At 62.8% G+C, this 21489-nt stretch carries 17 protein-coding genes and 1 pseudogene; 8 read left to right on the forward strand and 10 right to left on the reverse strand.

Going from position 1 to position 21489, the window contains the following annotated elements; genetic code table 11:
• Positions 1 to 742 (forward strand): annotated as a pseudogene (locus EVC45_RS32355) (hypothetical protein); the annotation flags it as partial.
• Between the two features lie 2118 nt (positions 743 to 2860).
• On the opposite strand, the gene EVC45_RS32360 reads toward EVC45_RS32355, so the two are convergent.
• From EVC45_RS32360 to EVC45_RS32375, 4 genes are all read right to left on the reverse strand, one after another.
• Complete coding sequence (locus tag EVC45_RS32360; protein WP_129962239.1) at positions 2861 to 4282, reverse strand: MmgE/PrpD family protein; 1422 nt, start codon at positions 4280 to 4282, stop codon at positions 2861 to 2863.
• Positions 4283 to 4306: 24 nt separating this feature from the next.
• A complete protein-coding gene (locus EVC45_RS32365) occupies positions 4307 to 5227 on the reverse strand; it encodes an AEC family transporter (protein ID WP_129962240.1) in 921 nt (306 codons plus the stop codon).
• Positions 5228 to 5362: 135 nt separating this feature from the next.
• Positions 5363 to 6367 (reverse strand): dienelactone hydrolase family protein, encoded by a 1005-nt coding sequence (locus EVC45_RS32370; RefSeq protein ID WP_129962241.1) that lies wholly within the window; start codon positions 6365 to 6367, stop codon positions 5363 to 5365.
• 112 nt (positions 6368 to 6479) lie between these two features.
• The gene (locus EVC45_RS32375) at positions 6480 to 7124 is read right to left on the reverse strand and encodes a helix-turn-helix domain-containing protein (RefSeq protein WP_129962242.1); all 645 of its coding nucleotides are present in this window, start codon (positions 7122 to 7124) and stop codon (positions 6480 to 6482) included.
• Positions 7125 to 7236: 112 nt separating this feature from the next.
• Between EVC45_RS32375 and EVC45_RS32380 the strand changes: the two genes are divergently transcribed.
• The 4 genes from EVC45_RS32380 to EVC45_RS32395 all read left to right on the forward strand — a co-directional run bounded on the left by EVC45_RS32380 (position 7237) and on the right by EVC45_RS32395 (position 11740).
• Positions 7237 to 8529, forward strand: a complete 1293-nt coding sequence (locus EVC45_RS32380) for an MFS transporter (protein ID WP_129962243.1) — start codon at positions 7237 to 7239, stop codon at positions 8527 to 8529.
• 28 nt (positions 8530 to 8557) lie between these two features.
• The gene (locus tag EVC45_RS32385; RefSeq protein ID WP_129962244.1) at positions 8558 to 10084 is read left to right on the forward strand and encodes an amidase; all 1527 of its coding nucleotides are present in this window, start codon (positions 8558 to 8560) and stop codon (positions 10082 to 10084) included.
• 2 nt (positions 10085 to 10086) lie between these two features.
• Positions 10087 to 10440: a RidA family protein gene (locus EVC45_RS32390; protein ID WP_129962245.1), complete on the forward strand. Its 354-nt coding sequence runs from the start codon at positions 10087 to 10089 to the stop codon at positions 10438 to 10440.
• 67 nt (positions 10441 to 10507) lie between these two features.
• On the forward strand, positions 10508 to 11740 hold the full coding sequence (locus EVC45_RS32395; protein WP_129962246.1) for an FAD-binding oxidoreductase: 1233 nt from the start codon (positions 10508 to 10510) through the stop codon (positions 11738 to 11740).
• A 68-nt stretch (positions 11741 to 11808) separates the two neighbouring features.
• On the opposite strand, the gene aroQ is transcribed toward EVC45_RS32395, so the two are convergent.
• From aroQ to EVC45_RS32410, 3 genes are read right to left on the reverse strand one after another with little or no spacing between them, the layout of a single operon-like run.
• A complete protein-coding gene (gene aroQ, locus EVC45_RS32400) occupies positions 11809 to 12243 on the reverse strand; it encodes a type II 3-dehydroquinate dehydratase (RefSeq protein ID WP_129962247.1) in 435 nt (144 codons plus the stop codon).
• 25 nt (positions 12244 to 12268) lie between these two features.
• The gene (locus EVC45_RS32405; RefSeq protein ID WP_129962248.1) at positions 12269 to 13321 is read right to left on the reverse strand and encodes a Gfo/Idh/MocA family protein; all 1053 of its coding nucleotides are present in this window, start codon (positions 13319 to 13321) and stop codon (positions 12269 to 12271) included.
• 26 nt (positions 13322 to 13347) lie between these two features.
• Positions 13348 to 14754: an MFS transporter gene (locus EVC45_RS32410; protein ID WP_129962249.1), complete on the reverse strand. Its 1407-nt coding sequence runs from the start codon at positions 14752 to 14754 to the stop codon at positions 13348 to 13350.
• Between the two features lie 74 nt (positions 14755 to 14828).
• Between EVC45_RS32410 and EVC45_RS32415 the strand changes: the two genes are divergently transcribed.
• Both EVC45_RS32415 and EVC45_RS32420 read left to right on the forward strand, forming a co-directional pair.
• The gene (locus tag EVC45_RS32415; RefSeq protein ID WP_129962250.1) at positions 14829 to 15797 is read left to right on the forward strand and encodes a LysR substrate-binding domain-containing protein; all 969 of its coding nucleotides are present in this window, start codon (positions 14829 to 14831) and stop codon (positions 15795 to 15797) included.
• Between the two features lie 260 nt (positions 15798 to 16057).
• Positions 16058 to 16891 (forward strand): class I SAM-dependent methyltransferase, encoded by an 834-nt coding sequence (locus EVC45_RS32420; protein WP_129962251.1) that lies wholly within the window; start codon positions 16058 to 16060, stop codon positions 16889 to 16891.
• Positions 16892 to 16984: 93 nt separating this feature from the next.
• On the opposite strand, the gene EVC45_RS32425 is transcribed toward EVC45_RS32420, so the two are convergent.
• Together EVC45_RS32425 and EVC45_RS32430 are read right to left on the reverse strand one after the other, a co-directional pair.
• Positions 16985 to 17281 carry a YdhR family protein gene (locus EVC45_RS32425; RefSeq protein WP_129962252.1) on the reverse strand — a complete coding sequence of 99 codons (297 nt, stop codon included), beginning with the start codon at positions 17279 to 17281 and terminating at the stop codon, positions 16985 to 16987.
• Positions 17282 to 17394: 113 nt separating this feature from the next.
• Positions 17395 to 18786, reverse strand: a complete 1392-nt coding sequence (locus EVC45_RS32430) for an NAD(P)/FAD-dependent oxidoreductase (protein ID WP_129962253.1) — start codon at positions 18784 to 18786, stop codon at positions 17395 to 17397.
• A gap of 119 nt (positions 18787 to 18905) precedes the next feature.
• Between EVC45_RS32430 and EVC45_RS32435 the strand changes: the two genes are divergently transcribed.
• Positions 18906 to 20456 carry an alpha/beta hydrolase gene (locus tag EVC45_RS32435; RefSeq protein ID WP_211193510.1) on the forward strand — a complete coding sequence of 517 codons (1551 nt, stop codon included), beginning with the start codon at positions 18906 to 18908 and terminating at the stop codon, positions 20454 to 20456.
• Between the two features lie 104 nt (positions 20457 to 20560).
• On the opposite strand, the gene EVC45_RS32440 is transcribed toward EVC45_RS32435, so the two are convergent.
• On the reverse strand, positions 20561 to 21475 hold the full coding sequence (locus EVC45_RS32440; RefSeq protein ID WP_129962254.1) for a LysR substrate-binding domain-containing protein: 915 nt from the start codon (positions 21473 to 21475) through the stop codon (positions 20561 to 20563).
• Positions 21476 to 21489: the final 14 nt, after the last annotated feature.

Here is a 21489-nt window from a genome sequence, read left to right on the forward strand (position 1 = left end):
GAACTGCCGGCACCCGAACTGCCGGCACCTGAGCTACCGGCACCTGAACTGCCGGCACCCGAACTGCCGGCACCTGAGCTACCGGCACCTGAACTGCCGGCACCCGAACTGCCGGCACCTGAGCTACCGGCACCTGAACTGCCGGCACCCGAACTGCCGGCACCTGAGCTACCGGCACCTGAACTGCCGGCACCCGAACTGCCGGCACCTGAGCTACCGGCACCTGAACTGCCGGCACCCGAACTGCCGGCACCTGAACTACCGGCACCCGAACTGCCGGCGCCTGAACTGCCGGCGCCTGAACTGCCCGCACCCGAACTACCGGCGCCCGAACTACCGGCGCCTGAATTGCCTGCGCCTGAACTGCCCGCGCCGGAACTGCCTGCGCCTGAACTGCCTGCGCCGGAACTGCCTGCGCCGGAACTGCCTGCGCCGGAACTGCCTGCGCCGGAACTGCCTGCACCCGAACTGCCTGCACCCGAACCAGCTGCACCTGCACCCGAACCCGCTGCACCTGCGCCCGAGCCGCGCGCGCCCGAACCGGACGCGCCTGCGCCTGAGCTGCCGGCATTCGAACCGCCCGCGCTCAAACCACCTCCTCCGTAAGTGCTTGCAGGCTGTCCTTGCACCACCTGCAGTGAAGCAGAATCCCGAGAAGGTGCACCGCGAGTCTTCGGAGAAGGTGCACTGCGGTGACCGAGCGACGCGGAAGGCACGGGTGGGGCGTGCTCCGCACTGCTGATTGCGGGTTCCCGCGCGGAAACTGACGACGAAGCCGCGACGTGATCGGACGAAGACGCTTGCGGCGTCGGCGATGGGGGCAGGGTGGTCGCGCTCGCATGCCGCTCGATCGCTCTCACGGACGGCGCCGAATGGCGTCGATTCTTTGTGGCGGCATAGCCTGCTTGATCGGGCTCTCGCCTAACCGACTGCGGCGCGGCGGAATCCGGAGTAGCTTCAGCGCCGTGATCGGACGGCGTGGTAACCACCGGCGGGGCGAGTCCAGCACGGTCAACCGCAGTTGGGCGAGCGGGAGGCGTCGGCGGCAACACGACATGCCCGGACCAGGTCGTGTGTTGCGGTTGCGGTGTGGCTGCAATGATCCCGAGCGACTGATCATCTTCGAACCGATCGCTATGCGCGACGATACCGATGACCGCAACACCCAACGCGCTTGCCGACGCAGCCCAAAGCGCAAGGCGTCTGCCTCGCGAAGGCTGTGAGGTATTGATGTCTGCATTCGGCCTACCTGCACCCGAACGCGCAAGCCCGGTCTGCCAGAACATTCCAATACGCTTCAGACCGTTTCGCCTGGTCCTTCCATGCACTACGTTCATCTGCCGTCCCCTTACGGAGTGCTCATCGATATGAGCTGCGGTTCGGCCTTTTCGCCCACGGTTCCGCCACCGCAATGGAGAGCCGTGTACCTGCTTTTCTATCCTAAGCCCATGAGATATGAAAACGCCCGCCAACTTTGTGGCCGATCTTGACTGATGGCCGGAATCGCCGTCTGGCGTGCCTTTGCGCGATGCCGCCACAGTTGGCGACGCCCCGATGCAGGTCCAGCATTCACTGTGCCTGATAGGCCGAAGCCCATTAGATTTGTGAGATCGTGGACATAGCGTGCGCACACACGACTCAACATGATCCGTGCCAGGCGAGGCGGCGGATCGAACTGGAGGAGAACGATCTATTCGTGAAACTGCTCAACCATGACGCGGGAATAAGCCCAATCCGGGGATGGCTTGCGAGCAACAGGGCGATGGGTTGGCCGATGGCGTGGTGTAGTGACACCAATTCAAACGCCCGCATTCGTGGACCTCAATGACGGTCAATGCATGTGTCTTCCCGACCCGTAGGAGACCGGATATCTTTCGAATGCATGAGCGTTTGTTCGAAATAGCCCACTAACGCTAGCAGGTTCGCGAGTAGTGTCGCACGACTCTTGAAGAGGGCGACTATCAGCCTGCTCAGTTGCCCGCATCAACAACGGCGCACCCGGTGCCACCCATCTTCGCTCTCTCTCGCTGATTACCAGTGGCGCAGCGGCATCCCATCTAACACTGCACGCTTCTTCAAAGCAATTGCCCGCCTTTCGTCCTTTTGTTGCCGGCTACGTTTCGACGCCGCCCGTTTCATTCGGTCACGCGTCGCGTACCGCCGCTTCGTATTCGTTTCAAGGGGAAGCGACATGGGCTCAGGTTTCGTCGTGCGGTTGCACGCCATCTCACTCGCTTCAACACTCTGTGTGGACTTCGATCCTGTCCTCGCGGGCAGCACGAAACGAAAGACTGTCCTGCGAAGCAAGATGCCGATGCGATCATTGAACGAGCGGCGCAGTCCCGCGTATCACGACTCCTGATTGCGGCACTTCTCGCGCTGGTCGGTATAGGCGCGGCATCTCCCCCTGCGCTCGTGCGCAGGCACCGTCGTCGGGGACCGCCATTTCGGCGATGTCGAAAAAAGCCGACGATGCCGGCTGCGCGGGTTGGCAGGAGCTCGACAATAATTCCGCCACTACTGCAATTGCGGCCGGCGGGAAGGAACTGGTCCAGCTTCACAAGGACGGTTCCATCTGGCTTTATAGCGGCACGCCATGCACGGGATCAGCGTGTGGAGGATGGCAAGAGCTCGACAACAACGCCGCGACGATCTCGATTGCGACCAGCGGTGCCCATGTCTGCCAGCGTCACAATGACGGATCGATCTGGAGGTACGCGGGGCCGCCTTGCGATAACGCCGGGTGGCCCTGGCTGGACCCGGCTCGACAGTCATGCAGATGCGAAAGCGATCGCGGCGGGTGGTTTCAACTGATTCTGTCGCAATTCGCGATGCTCCGATACTTCTCTGCGAGAGCCCCTTAACCTGGCAGAACGAACCCCTTCAAGATGCGGGTCAGTTCGCTGAAATCCGGTTTCGTTTCAAGCCGTAGAATGAAGTCGAGGATCGCATCGTCGGTGCTCTCGTCTACGACACCCGCGACGATGCTGCGGTGCTTGGCAATCACCTCGTCCAGGCTCAATGGATTGCGCGGATCGCCCTTGGCATATTGGGTCGCAGCGGCGAGCATGCGACCATCGGCAAGAGTGACTTCGACACGTGCAGGCCATGCCTGCGGATATTGTGCGTCCAGCGCCGGATCGACCTGGCACGTTACCCTGTCCATCAGTTGTTGGTTCTCCGGGCTGGTGAATTCTGCCGGTGTGAAATCGACGAAAGAGACGCGTCTCTTGCGAAGGCCGAGGGCAACGTTGAACGGCACGCTGAACTGCGCGTCGATCATCAGCTTCGGCCGACGCTTCTGCTGGATTGGCTCGCATACCAGCGGCATTGCTGCCTGCACCGTATAAACAACGATGCTTTCGATTGCTTCAACAGGAAGATCCGCGCGCACGGCAAGTTGCAGCACGGAATCGTTGATCGACTGGATATAGTAGACGCAGGGATAATACTTCAGCGCCGTCTGCGCGATGGCAAGCGTCTCGCCTTCGCCCACCGACAGCGCCTGCGGCAACGGATCGCCGGAGTAAGCATGCAGGTAGCCGAACTTGCCTTCGATGGAAGTAGCCGGCGCGGTGATCCCGAACTGCGCCAGGTCCGCGGCAATCATGCCGGCGTGCGAGGCCCAGCCACCGTGAAAGCGCTTGGTCCAGGCCCCATCGCTGACGAATTCGAGCAACCCCGCCGCCTGGCTGCATGCAACCCCGAGTGCATGTGTCACCTGCGCTGCATCCAGCCCGAGGAGTGTGGCAGCGGTGGCCGCGGCGCCGAGCGCGCCCGTGGTGCCAGTGGGATGGAAGCCGCGGGCGTTGGTCACGGCCGGCTGAAGCGCGGCGGCAACCCGGCAGGCAACCTCGAATCCAGCGACTGCAGCGCAGATGAAGCGTTGTCCGCTGGCGCCCCGTTCTTCCGCCAACGCCAGTGCCGGAGAAAAGACGAAAGACTCGTTATGGATCGAGCCGGGAAGGAAGGTGTCATCCAGTTCCATGCTGTGCGCGGCCATTCCGTTTGCCAACGCAGCCCAGGCCGCGTGCACCGGGTCGGGACGGCCGAGCAGGGTTGCCCCACCCGGGATCGGCCGTGCGGCAGCCAGCATGCGAATCGGTCGGCTGGAATCCAGCATGGAACCGCGCAGCGCGATGGCGATGTAGTCGATAAAGAAATGCTTGGCGCGCTCGACCACGAGGGATGGCAGGGATTCATAGTCGAGGCCGGTGCAGAAGTGGGCGAAGGTCTGCGCCACCGTCGACTGCACGCCGGAATTGCGGGTTGGCGTCGCCATGAACTATTCCTCCCAGTACCGGTTTTACAGAATGTGAAGCCAGGCAATCAGCGTAATGACCGAGAACAATGTGGTCATCGAGATGACGCCGCTCACGACGGCTTTTTCGACATCGTATTCCACCGCGAGCACGTAAGCGCTCTTCGCGGTCGGCACGGCCGCGCACACGACAGCGGCGACGGTCGCCATGTGATCGAGCCGCACCGCGACGCACAGGACGTACACGACGAGCGGCACGACCGCGAGTTTGAGCACAGTCAGCAGCGCGTAGAGCGCCATGCGCTGGCGCAGTTCGCTCAGCGTCAGTTCAAGTCCGATCGAGAAAAGCGCGCAAGGCGTCAATGCTTCGCCCAGCATCGTGAGAAACGACGCTGCTGGAGCCGGCAACGTCACCCCGACGACCGACCAGGCAACGCCGCAGATCGTCGCAAGAATCACGGGGTTGGTCGCGATCTGCCGAAGCAACGCTGTCCCTCGCAAGTTGCGCGAAGCGTCGGGCCGATCCATTTCGAAGAGCACGACCAGCAGCGGAAAGATGACCGCGCCGACGAAGATTGTCGCAATGGCCGCCGCGAGCACGCCTGGCTTGCCGAACAGCGTCTTCAGTATCGGCAGTGCGACGAACCCGGTGTTGGTCATCGAAACAGCGGCGGCAAGCATCGCGCTTTTGCGCACGCTGGCTCCGCGCGCGATGCGCACGAACATCGCCACCGCCGCGAAACAGATCATCGATCCGCCACCGAATGCGGCGACGAAGCGCCAGTCCAGAAGCGAGTGAAGCGTCTCGTCCGCGATCGTCACAAACACCAGCGCCGGCATCGCGACGTGATACGCGAAGCTCATCAGCGGCCCGGCCAGGTTGCGCGGCGTGTATCCGGAGGCGCCGGCAAGCCATCCTGCCAGGATGATCGCGAAAATCGGAAGTACGGTGCCGGCGAGATCCACGCTGGTCTCCTGACGGTCGAACGCCCGGGCGGGCGAATGCACTGCCCATGAATGAACGCAATTATCGGTGAAGCCCGCGGGGCGTCGAACGAGTGGCTGGGTTCGGGCAAAGGGCAGCGGGAGCGTTCACAACGATCACGGGTTGGTTTTTCTAGCGACGACACTGGGCTTTAACATCGCGATCACCAATTCGTGAACCTCCTCCCGTGCCTCACTTGCTGCCTGCTCGTCATATCCGATAGTGACGCCGCGCTCGACACACGGGTCATTGTAGGTAAAGGGGTCGCCGGTCCGGGCATTGATGAGCAACCCGTTCCCGAGTTCGATGGTCCTGCAATTTGGAGTTGTCTGAGCCTGCGGAAGTTGAACAGCCCGCCTGAGGGCCCGCGAGTCGAACGCATGATGGGCCCTCGGGTATTCGATCAGCGTGGCGTCGTTACCGTTCGTCCTTAGCCGTTCCACATATGCACGGCATGGGGCAACCGTGTCGTGGTTGTCCGCGCTGCCCTGGAAAATTCTCAACGGCTTCGCAACAAGATCGTCGTCTTCCCGATACGTGTAAGTGCAGTCAGGATAGAACGCGACGTAGGCGGCGAACTCCGTCCCGGGTGCGGCGTGCAATCGATGAAATCGTTGCAGGCTTGCATAGAGCGCATTTTGCCCGCCTCGCGAAAACCCCATGAGCATGATTCTTGTCGGGTCGATCCGCGGGTGTCTTGAGAGAATCGCGAGCGCGCGAAAAGCGTCCTCGGTTTGTGTCAGGCGAGGTAGCTGAGCCTGGTCGTTGATTGTGCTGGTAATGCCGCGAGCGGAAAAGCTGTCGAGGACAAAAGTGGCGACGCCCATTTCCAGCAGATCCTGCTCCCAGTCGGTCATCGAACTGGTGATGCCGCCTGAGCCATGCAGCAGAATAACGAGTGGGAGCCGATCCGCCCCAGCCTTGGGAAGGCGAAGTTCGCCCGCGATCGCGACCGGCCGGCCGTCCTCGACACCCGTCAAGAATTGCTGGTCCGTCATGGTGACAGTCGGGACCGCAATGACCTCCATCCGAGCTACTTGTGCCCGTCCGCCGCACGACAGGCACCCGAGCACAAGAAACAAACAAAGTCGGGCAACCGGGCAGGCAATTGCGGTCTTCATAATGCCCTCCGTTTTTAACTTCCTGTGGGACGAAGAATCACCCGCGGATCACTGACCCCCCAACATTCTAGGCAGCACGAATGTTTTTTGCTAAATGTCACATCATTCGATGTCAAAGCGTTTGCGGCGGTCGGTGTGAATCCGTATCCACGCAGCAAACCAGCACTTCCGCCTCTTCCTTGCCGACGCTCAGATAGACGTGACCCACCGCGCTATCGAAATAAAGACTGTCGCCCTGATCAAGCCTGAAAACGCTTCCGTTCTCGAAGCGCAATTCCAGCTTGCCCGCCAGCAGGAACACAAATTCCTCGCCGCTGTGTCGGATGTAATCCGGGAAATCGTCGAGCTTGCGCGCGCGGATGTGTGCGCGCATCGGCACCATGCGCTTGCCGGTCAGATCGTTGGCGAGCATCCCGTACTCGTAGTTCGGCGTGTCGTAGATCGGTTGCTTGCCCGAGCGCGTCAGCGACGGCTTCATCGGACCAGCCGCCGCTTTCTTCGCGCGCCCGAAGATCGTGTCGAAGTCGACACTCAGCGCGTGCGCGAGCGCTGCGAACTTGTCGTACGTGAGCGCGATGTCGCCACGCTCGGCTTTCGAGATCGTCGACACTGCGATGCCCGACAGTTCCGATAACTGCATCAAAGTGAGATCGCGCGATTTGCGCGCATGACGCAGACGCGTGCCGACTGACTTGTTGTCGATTTGCGAATCCGGCGCGCCGGTCTGCGCGCCGTGGCGTGCGGCGGGTTGTGCCATTGGAACAGGCTCCGTGTGCGGGGGACACCCAAGGGTTTTGTCGTATACGAGAATTATTTTTTTCTCGTATATGATAAATCACACTGCCTTCACGCACCAAAGGAGCCATCTCGTGGCCTCTCTCGCGTTAGAAAGATCGGGCCTGTCCAAAGCGCAGGTCATCGCCGCCACTACGCTCGGCACGGCGCTCGAATACTACGACTTCACGATTTACAGCTTCTTCGCCATCCAGATCGGCAAGCTGTTCTTCCCGTCCGCGTCGCCGGCGAACCAGTTTTTGCTGTCGATCGGCGTATTCGGCGTGGGCTTCGTCGTGCGACCGCTTGGGGGCATCGTGATCGGCGCGTACGCGGACCGCGCGGGCCGCAAGAAAGCAATGGTGCTGACGATCATGCTGATGGCGCTCAGTTGCGCGCTGATCGCAAGCGCGCCTACCTACGCGATGGCCGGCCTCGTCGCGCCGCTGATCGTGGTGGCCGCGCGACTGATCCAGGGTTTTGCGGCGGGCGGCGAGTTCGGTCCAGGCACGACGCTGCTTGTCGAATACGCGAGCGACAACACGCGCGCGTTCTTCGCCAGCTGGAACTTCGCGGCGACCGCGCTCGGACTCGCGCTCGGCGCAGCGGTCGCGACGCTCGTCAACGTGCTGCTGCCCAGGGAGATTGTCGATACATGGGGCTGGCGTCTGCCGTTCCTGTTCGGCATCGTCGCGGCGCCGGTCGGCATGCTGATCCGTCGGCGTCTCGAAGAGACCTTGAGTGCCGCGCCGTCGGCGTCCGCTTCCACGCAGCGACGCGGCGCGCTGAAGGCAGCGCTCACCACGCATCTGAAGCTGACGATTCTCGGCGCGTTCGCTGAACTCGGCGGCTCGGTGTCGGTGTACATCACCGCGTTCTTCCTGCCGAATCACGCGATCCGCACGCTGCACCTATCGTCCACTGCGTCGGTCACGTCGGGCGTCATCAGCTCGCTGGTGCTATTCGCGATGGCACCGATCGCGGGCAAGCTCGCGGACCGCTTCACGCGCAAGCGTGTGCTGGTTATTTCGCGCGTGATTCTGCTGCTGACCGTCTACCCGGCCTTCGCCTGGCTCTCCGCTGCACCGTCGATGGCCCTGCTGTGCGCGGTGTCCGCGTATCTGTCAATCTTCGTCGCCGCGCAGATCGTGCCGGTGCTCGTGATGATCCCCGAGTTGTTCCCGCGAGAAGTCCGCGCAACGGGCATCGCGCTAACCTATGTCGTCAGCGCCTCGATTTTCGGCGGCTTTTCCCCGCTGATCGCCAGCTGGATCGTCGAACGCACCGGCAATCCGCTCGCGCCGGCCTGGTATGTCGCGCTCGCTTGCGCCGTCTCGCTGGTTCCCGTCATCTGGCTGCGCGACCGCACCGGTGAGGCGATCGACTGAATCCTCTTTCTCATCAGGAGCTCGCACCATGTCCGACAAAGCCGAACTGGTCAGCCTGTCCGCTGTTGAACTGCGCAGGCTGATCGGCACAAAAGCTATCTCGCCCGTCGAACTGCTCGACGCGTGCATCGAACGGATTGCAGCCGTGAATCCCGCAGTAAACGCCATCACGGCCACCCAATTCGACGCGGCACGCGTCGTCGCAAAATCCGCGGAGCAGGCCGTGATCGACGGCAAACCGCTTGGACTGCTGCATGGCTTGCCGCTCGGCGTGAAGGATCTCGAAGACACCGCCGGGCTGCTGACCACTTACGGTTCGCCGATGTCGCGCGGCAACGTGCCGTCGCGCGACGTCGTGCTGGTCGAGCGGCTGCGTGCAGCGGGCGCGATCGTCGTTGCGAAGACCAACGTGCCGGAGCTCGGCGCGGGCGCCAATACACGTAATCCGGTGTGGGGCGCGACCGGCAATCCGTTCAATCCGGATCTCAACGCGGGAGGCTCGTCGGGCGGCTCGGCCGCCGCGCTCGCGTGCGACATGCTGCCGGTCTGCACCGGCTCGGACACGGGTGGTTCGCTGCGCATACCTGCCGCGAAATGTGGCGTGGTCGGCTTCCGGCCGTCGCCGGGACTCGTGCCGAATTCGCGCCGTCTGCTCGGCTGGACGCCGATTTCCGTGGTCGGGCCAATGGGCCGCGATGTCGCCGACACCGCCTTGCAACTCGCCGCGACCGCGGGCGAATCGGCCGGCGATCCGCTGAGCTACGCAGTCGATCCGCTCGCGTTCGCGCTGCCGCCGCACGTCGATCCCGCGACGCTGCGCATCGGCTACACCGAAGATTTCGGCTGCTGCGACGTCGATCCCGACATCCGCGCGACCTTTCGCGCGCGCATCGCCGAACTGAAGCGCATCGTGCACACGTGCGAACCGGTCACGTTCGATCTCGGCGATGTGCATTGCTGCTTCGACGTGATCCGCGCGGAGAGTTTCGTCGCCGGTCTGCATGCGGCCTACACGCGCGATCCGGGCGCGCTGGGCCCGAACACGCGCGCCAACTACGAGATGGGTGCAAAGATGTCGCTCGCCGATAGCGCGTGGGCGCAGGCCGAGCAGACGCGCATCTTCCAGCGGTTCCAGCAGGCGTTCTCGCGCTACGACGTGATCGTCTCGCCGACCACGCCAGTCTCGCCGTTCCCGTGGACGCAGATGCATGCGACGGAAATCGACGGTCGCGCGCAGTCGAACTACTACCGATGGCTCGCGCTCACGTACGTCGTGACGCTGACCACGCATCCGGCGATCTCGCTGCCGTGCGGCGTCGATCAGGCGGGCATGCCGTTCGGGCTACAGATCGTCGGCCCGTTCCGCGGCGATATGAAAACGCTCGCCGTCTCGCAGGCGCTCGAATATGCGTTTGCCGCGTCGCCCGCGCTGCGCCGTCCGCGGCCCGATCTCGCGCGTCTCGCGCAACCCAACCCGGCGCTCACGTCCATCGTGACCGCGCCGCCCGTTTTCAACCCCGCCGGCGGCGATGCCGCCGGTCTTTCGACGGTGTGACCATGAATGAATCGATCAAACGGCTGCAAACCAACGCACGTATGAGCCAGGTGGTGATCGCCAACGGTGTCGTCTATCTGTCGGGCCAGGTGCCCGATACCGCGGGTGCCCCCATCGACGTGCAGACGAAGGAAATCCTCACGCGCATCGACACGCTGCTCGCGTCGGCGGGCGTCGACAGGACGCGTCTGTTGACGGCCAACGTGTGGCTCTCCGATCCGAAGCATTTCGACGCGTTCAACACGGTGTGGGACGCATGGGTCGCGAACGGCCACGCGCCGACGCGTGCTTGCGTCACCGCGCTGCTGATGAAGCCGGGCCTCGACGTCGAAGTGGCCGTCACGGCGCTCGCCTGATTCAAAGCGCGCTTTTTATCTGCATCACGGGACGCGCGTGGCGCGTCCCTCATGAGGAATCTGAACGATGAAGTTCGATACGGTCGTGCTCGGCGGTGGCATCGTCGGCGTATCGGTCGCGTTGCAGTTGCAGCGACGCGGCCTCGCTGTCGCGTTGGTCGATCGAAAGGCGCCGGGCAACGAGACGTCGTTTGGCAATGCCGGGCTGATCCAGCGCGAAGGCGTCTATCCGTACGCGTTCCCGCGCGACTTCGGCTCGCTCGCACGCTATGCGGGCAATCGCGCGACGGACGTGCGCTATCACCCCGCCGCGATGCTGAAGCTGATGCCATTCCTGTACCGCTACTGGCATCATTCGCGCGCCGACCGGCATGCGCAGATCGCGCGCGCGTATTCGACACTGATCGAGCATTGCGTGACTGAGCATCGCGCGCTCATCGAAGCGGCCGGCGCGCAGGCACTGCTGCGCACCGGCGGTTGGATGAAGATCTTCCGCACCGAAGGCGCGCTGAAGCAGGCAATCGCCGAAGCGCGGCAATGGGAGGCGGAATACGGCGTCGAGTACGACGCGCTCGATCGCGCTGCGCTGAAGGCGGCGGAGCCATCGCTCACTTCGACGCTGGTGGGTGCGGTGCGCTACAGGTCGTCGGATTCGGTGAGTGATCCGAACGGCCTCGTCACTGCATACGCCAGGCTCTTTGAACAGCTCGGCGGCAAGGTGCTGATCGGCGACGCCGGCACGCTCGAACCGTCGTGGCGCGTGATGACGCAGGACGCTCCGGTGGAAGCGAAATCGGCCGTCGTCGCAATGGGGCCGTGGTCCGGCGACATCGCGGGCAGGCTCGGTTATGACCTGCCCCTCGCGGTGAAGCGCGGCTACCACATGCACTACACGCCCGCGAACGGCGCGAAGCTGAACCAGCCGGTGCTCGACGCGGAAGTGGGCTACATGATCACGCCGATGGTACGCGGCATCCGTCTGACGACGGGCGTCGAACTCGGCTATCGCGATACCGCCAGGACGCCGGTGCAACTCGAAGCGGTCGAGCCTCTCGCGCGCGATGTCTTTCCACTCGGCGCGCGCGTCGATGCTGAACCCTGGCTCGGCCACCGCCCATGCACGCCGGACATGATGCCGATCATCGGCGCCGCGCCGCGTCATCGCGATCTATGGTTCGCATTCGGCCATGCGCACCACGGCCTGACGCTCGGGCCGGTGACGGGCCGCCTGATCGCCGAGATGGTCACCGGCAGACCGACAGTGGTCGATCCGAAGCCGTTCCGTGTAGACCGCTTCTGACTTTACGCCGGCGCTTGAGTCGGACATCTCTCAAGATGGCCATCGGGCAGGGACCGATGACCCAACGGTTATTTCGTTGCCGAAACGGCCGCACGCAGAGCGAGCAGGTAGCTGTCGACGCCGAACCCGCAGATTTGCCCCTTTACCACTTCCGCGAATACCGAGTGATGCCGGAATTCTTCGCGAGCGTGGATATTCGACATGTGGACCTCGACGACAGGTACCGTGAGAATCGCCAGCGCGTCACGAATGCCATAGCTGTAATGCGTCCACGCACCGGCATTGATGAGCACCGCACCCACACCGTCGGTGAAGGCCTTGTGGATACGCTCGCACATCTCGCCTTCGTGGTTCGTCTGAAAGCTGTCGACTTCGACGTTCAGTTCCTTGCCGAGCGCTTTGAGCTTTGCGTCGATTTCGGCCAGAGTAATCGTCCCGTACTGAGCCGGGTCGCGCTTGCCGAACATGTTGTGGTTGATGCCATGAAGCATGAGTACTTTCATTTCAATCTCTCTTCCATGTTGATTTTCAGTCGCGCGGCAGTTCGACGATGGTGCCTTGCGTTGCCGCGGTCAGGATAGCTTCGGTGACTCGCAGGTTCTTGAGGCCATCGCGGGCCGATACCAGGGGTGCCACCTCACCGCGAGCGACCGCGCCGAAGTGCTCCATCTGATGCTTGATGGGGTCGTCACGCACCATGCCGACCACGCCGACCTCGAACGGCTTCCACCAGGAGCGGTCTTCGTGTCGCGGATACGTCTTCAGACGCATCGTCGGAATCGCGAGGCTCCCGTTCGTGCCTGCGACGAGGTAACAGTCTTCGTCGTCGTAGGTCGGGTAGGCCTTATTTTCCTGCGAGGTCTGCTCCCAGCTGCGAGCGCTAGCCGCCGTGTCCGACAGCATGAACGTACCGAGCGCTCCACTTTCGAAACGAAGATTGATCGCAACCGTGTCTTCGACCGGGAAATCTCTGGTTGCGTCCGACTTGAAGGCCTGCACCGCGACGATGTCGCCGCAAAGCATGCGCAGGTTGTGCACTTCGTGAATCATGTTCAGCAGAATCGGGCCGGCGCCGATTTCGCGACGCCACGGAGCGTCGACGTAGTAGTGGTCGGGTTTCACGAACATCGCCGTACCCGTGACCGCAACCAGACGTCCGAGCACGCCGGAGTCGACCACCTGGCGGGCCTTCGCCATGATGGGGCTGTGGGCGCGATGGTGACCAATCAGAATCGGCACACGTACGTCCTCGCCGGCGCGGACCAAGTCTTCCGCTTCCGCGACGGTCGGCGCGATGGGCTTCTCGAGCAGCGTTGGTACGCCTGCTTCGAGAGACAGCTTTGCGTGTGCAACATGCAACTGATTCGGCGTGGCGATGACGACGCCATCCGGTTTGTCTTTCTCGAACAGTTCGTCGAGCGTGGCATACAGGGGTACGTTTTCCTTCTCTGCCAGCGCCTTCGCCGCTGGCGACGGGTCGACGATGGCGGAGAGCATACAGGTGTTGCTTCCGACGGCGGCGCCGATATGTGCCTGTCCGATATAACCAGCTCCGGCAACGGCGATTCGAGTCTTGCTCATGCTTGTTGCTCCTTAATGGATTGCGCTCAGGCGCGCGATTGCTCAAGAGCCTGCTGGCGCATCTCTTGGTACTCAGGTTTGCCGATGGGGCTCGCGTCAGGCTTACCCAAATCGCTCAACGGAATTCGATACGTCTCACGGGCGCTCCAGGCTGCCACCGCCGACACAATCGTGATGACCAACGTCACGACGCCAATGGTCATCGGGATGCCGGATGCGCCCGGAGGAGCCATTGCCGCGAATAGGGCGGGCAGCAGTGCCGTCAGTGCGGTACCGACGTTTTGAGCGATTGCCACCGCGGTGACACGGGTGCGCGTCGGGAAGAGTTCCGGGTACAGGCTTGGGAAAATCGCGTTGTAGCCCTGGTAGACGACACCCCACATCAGGAGCGACATGCCGATTGCGAGCGGAACACTCTTGATACTGATCGCGTACAGGTAGACGAACGACAGCAACCCGGTCACGAGTGCACCGCCCATCACAAGCGGTCTGCGTCCGACCTTGTCCGACAGGTTGCCGACAAACGGAATCACGACGACGGCCACGATGTTTCCCAGCACGGGAATCCAGAGATAGACGTCCTTTGCGAAGCCGATGCCGTAGCCCGGCTGAACCGCATATGCCGCGCCGAACACGGTGGTCACAACGGGGATGACGTTCATCAAGGCGATGCCAACTACGCGAAGCATGTCGCGCCAGCTGTACTTGAACGCATCGACGATGGGAGAACGCGGTACCGCGTGCTTCTCGCCTTCCTGCTGAAACGCTGGCGTTTCTTCCACGTTGCGGCGGATCAGGTACCCGGCGATGACGACCACAAAGCTAAGCAGGAACGGAATACGCCAACCCCAGGCGTTGAATGCGTCTTCCGGCATGTAATGAGCCAGCGGGAGGAAAACGGCTGCGGCGAGAATCTGACCTGCTTGCACACCCTGCAGGGTGAAGCTGGCGTAGTAGCCTCGGCGCCCGAATGGAGCATGTTCCAGAATCATCGAACTCGCGCCGGAGATTTCGCCTGCGACAGCGAAGCCCTGGATGAGGCGCATGATGACGAGCAGCGTCGGGGCGAAAACACCGACCTGTTGATAGGTCGGCAGCAAGCCCACGGCCATGGTCGAGAAGCCCATCAGGAACATACAGACGATGAGCACTTTCTTGCGTCCGTGCGTATCGCCCAGGTGACCGAGGAAGAACGCGCCAATCGGACGTGCGACATAACCGACGCCATAGGTGGCCAACGAGGCAACGATGGCGACGGTGGGGTCGCCTTTCGGGAAGAAGATTTGCGGAAAGATAAGCGACGCGGCCGTCGCATAGATGAAGAAGTCGTAGTACTCGAGCGCCGAACCTATCCAGCCGCTCGCAGCGGCTCGTCGCGTCTGACGAGTCGGATGCGCGCCGTCGGCGATAGCCTTGGTGGCTTGCTGCTTCATTACCTGTCTCCGTTTATATGAACCGCGAACCAGGACGCGCGGCTTCGTCCTGGAGCAGAGAATAAAGTCAACCGATGCGTCTACAATGCGTGCATCATTCACTTCAATCATTCCAAATCGTGAACAATGATTGGGACCTCATCGACCTCAAAGTCTTCTGCGAAGTGGCTCGGCGCTCGAGTTTCGTCGCAGCAGCTACCGAACTGGGGATTTCTCCGGCCTATGTGAGCAAGCGGGTCGCGGACCTCGAACGGGCGCTAGGTGTCACTCTGTTTCACCGGACGACCCGACGCGTTCGAATCAGCGATTCCGGTGAGGCGGCCTACGCGTGGGCGCGCCGGGTGCTGGAAGCGGCAGATGGGTTGAATGACAGCGTGTCGCGAACGGACCGACGGTTATCGGGCCAGTTGCGAATCAGTTCCAGCCTCCGTCTAGGGCGCAATCATCTGTCTCCGATACTGGCGGCGCTGCATCGCGAACATCCTGAGCTGGAAATCTGGCTCGAATTGATGGACCGGCGCGTTGACCTACTTGCCGAAGGCTTCGACATCGACATCAGGATGGGCGAGGTGTCAGAACCACACCTGGTGACGCACCTCGTGGTCGAAAACGCGCGGGTGCTTTGCGCCGCGCCCGAATATCTCGCCAGACGCGGTACGCCGAAGACGGCAGCCGAACTCGCGGGCCACGACTGCCTTCTCTATCGCGAGCGGCACCAGACTTTCGGTGTCTGGCGACTTCAAGGTCCGCACGGGATGGAAGCGGTGAAGGTAACGGGGCCCATCGGTTCCAATCACAGCGACATCGTTAGCAACTGGGCGCTGGCCGGGCACGGCATCATTCTGCTGGCCGGGTGGGACGTCGCCCCCGCGCTCAAATCCGGAAAGTTGCAGCGCATCCTGCCCGAGTATCGCCAGGAGGCCAACGTGTGGGCGGTCACCGCCGCCAAACTGCAGAGTTCACCCAAGCTACGCACCTGCACGAACTTCATCATGAAGCGCCTGCGTCAGGGGCCGCACGCTCTGGATACTTCGATTCGATGAGTCTCGCCGCCATGCTGTCGGGCTCATGAAGCGCCTAACAGCTAAAAGTGGACGATTGATCAAGAAAAATCGACGCGCGGGCAAGACGACGACGGCCTTGCTCAGGCAGAGTTCGTCACAGGACAAGCCGCCACGTTCCATGATCACGATTCCTTGGTCCGACCGCCGCGCGGGCGCGATGGCAGTACGAATTCGCGGCGCCACCCGATATGTAGCGCAACGACGCAGTTGCATATCTCCAGCGCTTTCAGGAGTTGCATATGTCCACTGTTGATTCCGTGTCCGCACCCATTGCAGACTTCGCGGCCGTCAAAGGCCGCCAACAGGCAGCCTGGGCGACAGGCAACTACGCCGTGGTCGGCACCACTCTGCAGATTGTCGGGGAGAACCTCTGCGAAGCGCTCGACGTGCGCGCCGGCAGTCGCGTGCTCGACGTCGCGGCAGGCAACGGTAACGCGTCGCTTGCTGCCGCCCGCCGCTGGTGCGACGTCACGTCAACTGACTACGTGGCCTCGCTGCTCGACTCAGGTCGTGCGCGCGCGCAAGCCGAAGGACTCACGATGCAGTTCGAGGAAGCGGACGCTGAGGCGCTGCCTTACGCGGATGCCTCGTTCGACATCGTGATGTCGACCTTCGGCGTGATGTTCACGCCCGATCAGGAAAAAGCCGCAGCCGAGCTCGCGCGTGTTTGCAAGCCCGGCGGACGCATTGGGCTCGCCAACTGGACCCCGGAGAGTTTCATTGGGCAGCTCTTCAGGACGATCGGCAAGTATCTTCCGCCCCCGGCAGGCGTGAAGTCGCCAGCACTGTGGGGCACGATGGCGCGCCTGGAAGCGTTGTTCGGCGGCAGCGCCCGGAAGATCAACGCGAGCAGCCGGGACTTCACGTTCCGCTATCGTTCGCCGGCACATTTCATTGAAGTGTTCCGCGCGTTCTATGGGCCGATGAACAAGGCTTTTGCGGCGCTCGAAGGTGAGCGACAGGCGGCGTTCCTTGCCGATCTGACGGCACTGATCGACAGCCGGAATCAGTCGCGCGACGCGACACTTGTGCTGCCGAGCGAGTATCTCGAAGTCGTCGTGGAACGCCGGTGAGTGCGGTCGAAGGCAGAGGTGGCAATTCCGGATTTCGGCGTGCGCCGCTGCTCTTCGACGTGCCCGTTTCTCTACCCACGACGCGAGGCGACATCACGCCCGAACGTTTTCCACTAGCGCCGCAATCTGCACGAACTCGACGTCAGGGCGTACACCGTAGAGACCGGTTACCCGATCGAGGAGCTCATCGGTGAAGAACGCCCTGGCTGCGTCTTCCGATTCCCAAACGTAGAAGTTCGTGGCTTCACGCTTTGCGGAATTGAGCGTGAAAGCCTTTGAACGTAGCCCGGGCATTCCCTCGAATCTTGCGCGTGCAGTCTCGGCGATCGTCCGCACGGCTCGTTCATCGAAATTGTCGCCGTAGCGAAACGTAACGAATACACCAATCATGTCGTACTCCTTTTGACGCAGTGACCACTGCCAGCTTCGACGGAACGGCCCGTCTTGAGAACAACTGCACCCGCTCGGATTCGCGAATGCAGGTATGGCTCGACTTACCCAGCTTATGTCAGTTCAATACGCTTGTTATCAGGCGGCTCGCTCGATTGCAGGCGAGAAAGCGGTACCGCAGCCCTCCGGTTGCCTCGCCAGACGCGCCAGGCAATGGCCGGCTTCAACAGCGACGGCGGCGGGACCATCAGGTTGACTACCTTCAGAAACGCGGTGGCCAGCGTGCTGTCGCGGGTCGCGGCAACGTGAAGGCAGCCGATGTACCAGTTGATGAAACGCCGCATCGGCGGCCGCGCCCCCTTCACGAGCGGATTGCGAAGGTCGTTGCCAACCGCGATGTCCCATGCGATGTCGACGATTTTCGCGGCCTCGCTGAAGAACCGCCGTGCCAGCCCGTTCGAGCCTGCACACAGGAGGCACCGTTGCAGCGCCAACGCCTCCTGCGCCGCGACCGTCATGCCCTGTCCGTAGACCGGATTGAAGCTGCAGAGGGCGTCACCGAAAACCAGGTAGTTCCCGGGAAAGCGTGCAAGCGTCTCGTACCGACGGCGCAAACTGTGGACGTAGCGGTAGCGCCTGTAGCCGCTTAACGGCTCCGCTCCGGCGACGATGTCATGAATCTCCATGGTCGGCAGCGTCGCCAGATACGCGAGAAAGCCCTCGTCGTTGTCGGGTGCCTCGTCGCCGAGAACCCCTCCGGTACTGACGATCCAGCTGTCGCCCTCCTGCGCGAGGATCACGCCGTGCCGCCAGGTCGGCGCACTGCCGGCGACGATGATGCCGAGCTTGCCGTCGAGATCGGTCGATCGACGTCGATAGGTGCGGGTCGTGTAGCCGATGCCAACTTCGACCTTCTCGCTGACGGGAGGTTGGTAGCCGAGTTCTTCGAGCCACATCGCGCTGGACGAGCCGCGTCCCGTCGCATCGACGACAAGGTCCGCGTCGACGGTTTCTTCCGGCCTGCCTTCGGCATGTATGCGCACACCCGTCACGCGTTCGCGGGCGGCGTCGCTGACGAGCCCTCGCACCGCGCAATGCTCGATCCCGTGCACGTTCGGCAGTGCCAGCAGCCGCCGGCGCAGATGGCCTTCGAGCACGGGACGGCTCGCAAGCAGGCCGATCAGGTCACTCTTGCCATTGGCAAGCGTGACGTTGTGACCGATCCAGCGCACATCGTTGGCGACATCGCCGAGCAACCCGCCGCTTTGCGCGACGACCTCGTCGTTATAGCCGGGAAAGAATTCCTCGAGCACCGCGCTGCCGCGGGCAAGAAGCCCGTGCGTGTGACGACCCTGCGGGACGCCTTTGCGCCAGGTGTCCGCTGCCGGAAACGCATCGCGTTCGAGCACGGTCACGGTGGAATAGAAATCCGCCAGCGCGCGTGCGGCCAGCAGCCCACCCATGCCGGCGCCTATCACGATCGCATGCTTACCCAGGTTCTTCATGGCAAATCCTCCAGTGCGATCCGCCGCAATGAGAGCAGCAATGATCGTCTGACGTGCATGGTAGGATCGACGCGTCCCCTGAGCGTCCCCTGGACGCCGTCATGGAGGGTCGCATTGCGATGGATCTGTTCAGCGTACGGACGCTTGGCTTTCCGGAGATCCGTCGGGACGGCGAGCCGTGTCCGATCGGCTTGCGCAAAGGCGTGGCCCTGCTGGTCTATTTGGCGGAAGCGAAGGGCCCGGTCGGGCGTGACGTCGTCGCGACGATGTTGTGGCCGGATAGCGCAGAAGATGTGGTGCGGGTGCGGCTGAGGCGCCTCATGTACCGCCTGCAGCTCACGCTGGGCGACGACGTCCTCATCACCGACCGGTCGACGCTTAGATGGTCGTCAGCGATCGACCTGCAAATCGATTCGCAACTGTTCGAGCAAGCCTGTGACGCCGGCGAGTTTGAGCGGGCATGCCGTCATTATTCCGGCGACTTTCTCGAGGGTTTTTCGCCTGGCGATTGCCCGCAGTTCGACGAGTGGGCTTTCTTTCGACGTGAGGCGTTGCGCGGCCGGGCGATCCACACACTGGAACGGGTGGTGCACGACAGTCATGCGGCCGGCAACTACGCGGCTGCGGCTCAGTACGCCGGCCGTCTCGTTCAGATGGATCCACTGAGCGAAGCGTACGCGCGGCACCTGATCCGCAATCTCCTGCTCGCCGGGGACCGGGCTACGGCCGAGCGTCACTTCGATGCCCTGACCCAGCGCCTTCGCGACGCGCTCGATGTGGCGCCCGAAACCGAGACCCGCGCGCTGCTGAGCGCCACCACCACGTTGCCCATCGAGGCCCCGCCACCGACGCGCTACGTCAGCAGCGGCGGCGTCCATCTCGCGTTCCAGACTTACGGCGCCGGCCGCATCGATATCTTGCTGCTGCCTGGTTTCGTGTCGCACGTCGAACGGATCTGGGAGGAACCCCGGTTACGGGCGTTCCTGTCCTCTCTCGCTCAGATGGGCCGGCTCATCCTGCTCGATCGTCGCGGCATCGGGCTTTCCGACCGTGTCGGGTTCAAGCCTGGCGTCGACGCAACCGCGCAGGACATCGGCACGGTGCTGGACGCCGCCGGAAGCCGCCGGGTGGTGCTGTTCGGTGCGTCGGAGGGCGGACCGGCATGCATCAAATTTGCCGCCGATCACCCCGATCGAGTCACCGGCCTCGTGCTATTCGGCTCACTGGCAAAAGGAAGCGCGACGCCCGACTATCCGCACGCGCTGCAGGCCAGCCAGTATGACGTGTGGCTCCAGCAACTCGTCGCAGCCTGGGGCGGGCCTGCGGGCATCGAAACGTTCGCACCGAGCCTGGCTCGCGATCCGCAGACGAGAGCCTGGTGGGCGGGCTTGCTGCGGGCCGCGTCGAGCCCGGGAGCCATCAAGGGCGTGCTCGAGGCGTTGCGCGATATGGATGTGCGGGATCTGTTGGCGCGGATTTCCACTCCGACTCTGGTGCTGCACCGGCGCGACGACCACGCCGTTCGGATCGGCGCTGGCCGGCATCTTGCCGGCCACATCGCACAGGCGCGATACGTCGAACTCGACGGCGCCGATCATTGGGCTTTCGCGGGCGACCAGCAAGCCGTGCTGGCCAGCGTCAGGCAATTCGTCGGCAGTCTTGCAGCATGAGTGCAACTGAGAAGCGCACGCCGATTTACTCGGCACCTGCCTGTTTTCCGATGGAAGCGAGTCGGTCTGCCGTCGTTCGAATATCGGCTCTTGACTGGCCGCTCCTAAGCGCGTTGCGCGGAGGCGACCCACTGTACAAAGGTGCGAACTGCACTCGACGTCGCATGCTCCGCGAGATGGGCGACATAGAAGCCGTAACCAGGCAACGCGAAGGGAAGCACTTTCACGAGCGCTCCGCTCAGCAATGCCCGCTCCAGAACGATGTCGCTGCACAAAGCGATGCCTTGGCCGGCAAGCACAGCGTCAATCGCATGGAGTTCTTCCCGAAAGCTCAAATCACGCTTGCTGCGAAGAGGCGTGAATGCGGATAACGGAACACCCGAAGCAGAAAACCAGCGCGGCCAGGAAGGCGCGTCGGGATCACCGTTCGTCCACTCGTAATGGATCAGAGGAAATCGAAGCAGGTCCATCGCCGCAAGTGGGCGGGTGTTTTCTGCCCCAAGGAGGGCGGGGCTAGCCACAGGGTAGAACGCATCTCGCGCGATCTCTGTACATACCAGACCTTTCGGCGCCGCGTGTGCGTAGCGTATCGCGACGTCTGCTTCGCCCGCGTCCAGGTCGAGGACCGCATCGGTACCGATAATCTGCAGCGGAATATCGGGGTGAGACGCGTGCCATTGCGACAGCCGCGGAACCAGCCAGCGACTCGCGAAGGCGTTCGGACTAGTGATCCGTAGCGCGATCGTGCCGCCCATTTCCGCCACCGTGGAGAGTGCATCCGCGAACGAATCGAATCCGCTACGCAGCGCCGGATACAGCAGTTGTCCGGCAGCGGTGAGTCGAATGGGTCGCGGCCGACGCGCGAACAGTTGCCGGCCACACGCATCTTCCAGCGTGCGGATCTGGTGACTCAGGGCCGTCGGCGTGACGTTGAGTTCTTGCGCGGCGTCCTTGAAACTGCGATGCCGCGCAACCGCCTCGAACGCCTGCAGCGAACGCAGAGGAGGCAACTTTCGCATCTGTTCAGTCTAGA

Source organism: Paraburkholderia sp. UYCP14C (assembly GCF_004197395.1).
Classification (GTDB): domain Bacteria; phylum Pseudomonadota; class Gammaproteobacteria; order Burkholderiales; family Burkholderiaceae; genus Paraburkholderia.